This window comes from Clostridium sp. UBA6640 (assembly GCF_002455975.1).
Lineage (GTDB): Bacteria > Bacillota > Clostridia > Clostridiales > Clostridiaceae > Clostridium_J.
In genome coordinates this window covers 1-3397 of sequence record NZ_DKLM01000161.1, presented here as the reverse complement: position 1 = coordinate 3397, position 3397 = coordinate 1, and the positions used below count along the sequence as shown (strand labels likewise).

3 protein-coding genes are annotated in these 3397 nt (G+C 29.6%); all 3 read left to right on the top strand.

What is annotated here, in order from left to right; genetic code table 11:
* The first annotated feature begins 50 nt into the window (after positions 1 to 50).
* The 3 genes from B2W91_RS18605 to B2W91_RS18595 are packed head-to-tail and all read left to right on the top strand — an operon-like array spanning position 51 to position 2905.
* Positions 51 to 896: an ABC transporter permease gene (locus tag B2W91_RS18605; RefSeq protein WP_291583644.1), complete on the top strand. Its 846-nt coding sequence runs from the start codon at positions 51 to 53 to the stop codon at positions 894 to 896.
* 9 nt (positions 897 to 905) lie between these two features.
* Positions 906 to 1895, top strand: a complete 990-nt coding sequence (locus tag B2W91_RS18600) for an ABC transporter ATP-binding protein (RefSeq protein ID WP_291583643.1) — start codon at positions 906 to 908, stop codon at positions 1893 to 1895.
* Positions 1895 to 2905 (top strand): ABC transporter ATP-binding protein, encoded by a 1011-nt coding sequence (locus tag B2W91_RS18595; protein ID WP_291583641.1) that lies wholly within the window; start codon positions 1895 to 1897, stop codon positions 2903 to 2905. The genes B2W91_RS18600 and B2W91_RS18595 overlap by 1 nt, the downstream gene beginning before the upstream one ends.
* Positions 2906 to 3397: the final 492 nt, after the last annotated feature.

Below are 3397 nucleotides of genomic sequence, written 5' to 3'. Positions count from 1 at the left end.
TTTGACTTATTATTTATTTTCAAATGCCTAATTAAAAATGGTGAAATTTTATGAATATAAATAATAAAAAAATTAAATTAATGTTACGTAGTAAAAGCGTAGCCTTTGGAGTAATTTTCTTAGGCTTTATTACGGTAGCTTCTATCTTTGGTCCATTGATAATGACAAAGGATAGAGATCAAATAAATACATCTATAGCAAATAAGCCTCCAAGTTTAGAGCATGTTCTTGGAACAGATGATTTAGGGAGAGATATTTTAGTAAGATTAGTTTACGGTGGAAGGGTTTCTTTAGCAGTGGGAATAGGAGCCACTTTTATATCTTTAACAATAGGAGTTTTTTTAGGAGCCATTGCTGGATATTTTGGTGGTAAGATAGATCTTTTAATAATGATCCTTGTAGATGTTTTTATGTGCCTTCCTTTTTTTATAATAGCTATAATATTAGCATCTTTAATAGGTCCTAGTATGTGGAATTCAGTTATAATAATAGGTTTTTTAGGATGGACAACTATTGCTAAAATAGTTAGAGGACAAGTGCTCGCAATAAAAGAGCGGCAGTTTATAGAAGCGGCAAGATGTCTTGGTATGGATTCTATAGAAATAATATTTAAACATATAATTCCTAATATTATATCTTCTATAATTGTGTATGCTACCTTAGGGATTGCTGGAGCTATATTGGCAGAATCAGGATTAAGTTATTTGGGAATGGGAGTAAAGCAGCCTATTCCTAGTTGGGGAAACATGCTTTCTACTGCTAGAAATATGAAGTCTCTTATGAGATATTGGTGGCAATGGGCACCGCCAGGAATAATGGTGTTTTTAACTATACTCTCTATTAATTTTATAGGAGATGGATTAAGAAATATTATAAGCCCAAGGACAAAGGAGTAGAAAATTATTATGGAAGATAATATATTAGAGGTAATAGATTTAACTACTAGTTTTAAAGGTGATGAAGGAAAAGTTAAAGCAGTAGACGGAGTTAGTTTTAATTTAAAAAGAGGAAGTGTATTAGGGATTGTTGGAGAGTCAGGTTGCGGGAAAAGTATAACAGCTATGTCTATTATGAGGCTTGTTGAAAGGCAGAATGGAGTAATAGAAAAGGGAAATATTTTATTTGAAGGAAAAGATTTATTAAAGCTTACGGATTTAGAGATGAATAGTATTAAGGGAAATGAAATCACAATGATATTTCAAGAACCTATGATATCTTTAAATCCAGTACTTAAAATAGGAGATCAAATTGGTGAGATATTAAAAGTACATAGAAATGTAAAAGGTAATGAAAATAAAAAAAGAGTTATAGAGATGTTGAAACTTGTTGGAATTAAAAGAGCAGATGAGGTTATAAATGAATACCCTCACAAGCTTAGTGGAGGTATGTGCCAAAGGGTTATGATAGCTATGGCATTATGCTGTACCCCAAAACTTTTAATAGCAGATGAGCCTACAACAGCATTGGATGTAACAGTACAAGCTCAAGTATTAGACTTAATTAATGATCTTAAGGATAAGTTAAATATGTCAGTAATTTTTATAACTCATGATTTAGGAGTCATATGTGAAGTTGCAGATGATGTGATGGTAATGTATGCAGGAAATATAGTGGAAAGGGCATCTGTAGAAGAAATATTTGACAATCCTGTTCATCCATATACAATAGGCTTAATCAATTCAAGACCAGAGAATTTTAAGAAGGGAGAACCACTTAAATGTATTAGGGGTAAAGTCCCAAAGCTTTCAGATATATTAGAGGGATGCTCATTTGCTGATAGGTGTGATTACGTTATGAACAAATGTATGAAATACAAACCTAACTTAAAAATCATAAAAGATGGTCATGAAGTTAGATGCTTTAGATATGATTTGAAAGAGGAAGGTAAAATTTAATGAATAAGATAGAATCTAATAAAGAAAAACTATTAGAAGTTAAAAATTTAAAATGTTATTTTAGCTATGGTAGAAATCTATTTAATAGAGAGAATAAAATAATTAAAGCAGTGGATGGAATATCATTTCATATTAATAAAGGTGAAGTATATGGACTTGTAGGAGAGTCGGGATGTGGTAAATCTACAACTGGTAGAGCAATACTAAACTTAATACCTAAAACAGGAGGAGTTTTAAAGTTTAATAGTGAGCTTATTTATGATGTAGAAAATAAATATAGCATAAGTAAGAAGGATATGCAAAGCTTAAGAAAAGACATGCAAATGATATTTCAAGATCCCTATTCATCACTAGATCCTACCATGACTATAGAAAATATAATTAAACAAGGTATAGTAAAACATGGAATTGTAGATAAAAGAAAATCAACAGATGAAATTAAAAGGATATTAGATTTATGTGGACTGAGAGAAGAAAGCATTAATAAGTATCCACATGAGTTTAGTGGAGGAGAAAGACAAAGGATAGTTATAGCGAGAGCATTATCTCTTAAGCCAAAGTTTTTAATTTGTGATGAACCTACAGCTGCATTAGATGTTTCTATACAAGCACAAATTCTCATGCTTATGGATGAGTTAAAAAAAGAAATGGATTTAACTTATTTATTCATATCTCACAATTTAAGTTTAGTTAGGTATTTTTGTGACAGAATAGGGGTTATGTATCTTGGAAATATTGTAGAAGAGGCACAAGGAGAAGAATTATTTTTAAATGCTAAACATCCTTATACTAAATGTTTAGTTTCATCAATACCGAAAAGTCATCCAAAGGAAAAAAAGACTAGGATAATAATGAAAGATGAAATACCAAATGGATATAATGAAATAAGAGGATGTAAATTTAACACAAGGTGTCCATATGCAACTGAAGTTTGTGGAAATCAGATACCAATATTGAAGGAAGTATCAAAGAATCACTTTGTTGCATGTCATAATTTAATTAAAAATTGAAATGAATTTTAATTTTAACTTAATATAACTTTTAACTTTCTTATTTTTATTTTAACAGTAAGTCTTTAATTATCAATAAATCTATACAAAGTTTTACCAACCTAATTTGAAATAAAAGTTCTCTTAATTTATTGAAATATCAAGGTTTGTGAGGACTTTTTTATCAGTTTTCTTAAAAATACAGAATGGTGGTAGAATTTTTAATAAACCCTTTATTTTCAATAGGCTAAGGGGTATAATGAAAATAGAGAATGGCTTGATTGCAGTGATTGAACCTTAACATAAGATGTATTTAAATGTTTGTAATTCAAGATCTTTGACATCTGCTTTAGAATTGAACCTTAACATAAGATGTATTTAAATAATTTTGCTGTTGGCTCAATGTAGTTAGAATCACATTGAACCTTAACATAAGATGTATTTAAATTTTAATGCTGCATACATTAAATTTTCAGCAGTTTTATTGAACCTTAACATAAGATGTATTTAAAT

Excerpts from the sequence above, each read along its gene's own strand:
- B2W91_RS18605 (WP_291583644.1), top strand. The coding sequence starts at position 51 with ATGAATATAAATAATAAAAAAATTAAATTAATGTTACGTAGTAAAAGC.
- B2W91_RS18600 (WP_291583643.1), top strand. The coding sequence starts at position 906 with ATGGAAGATAATATATTAGAGGTAATAGATTTAACTACTAGTTTTAAA.
- B2W91_RS18595 (WP_291583641.1), top strand. The coding sequence starts at position 1,895 with ATGAATAAGATAGAATCTAATAAAGAAAAACTATTAGAAGTTAAAAAT.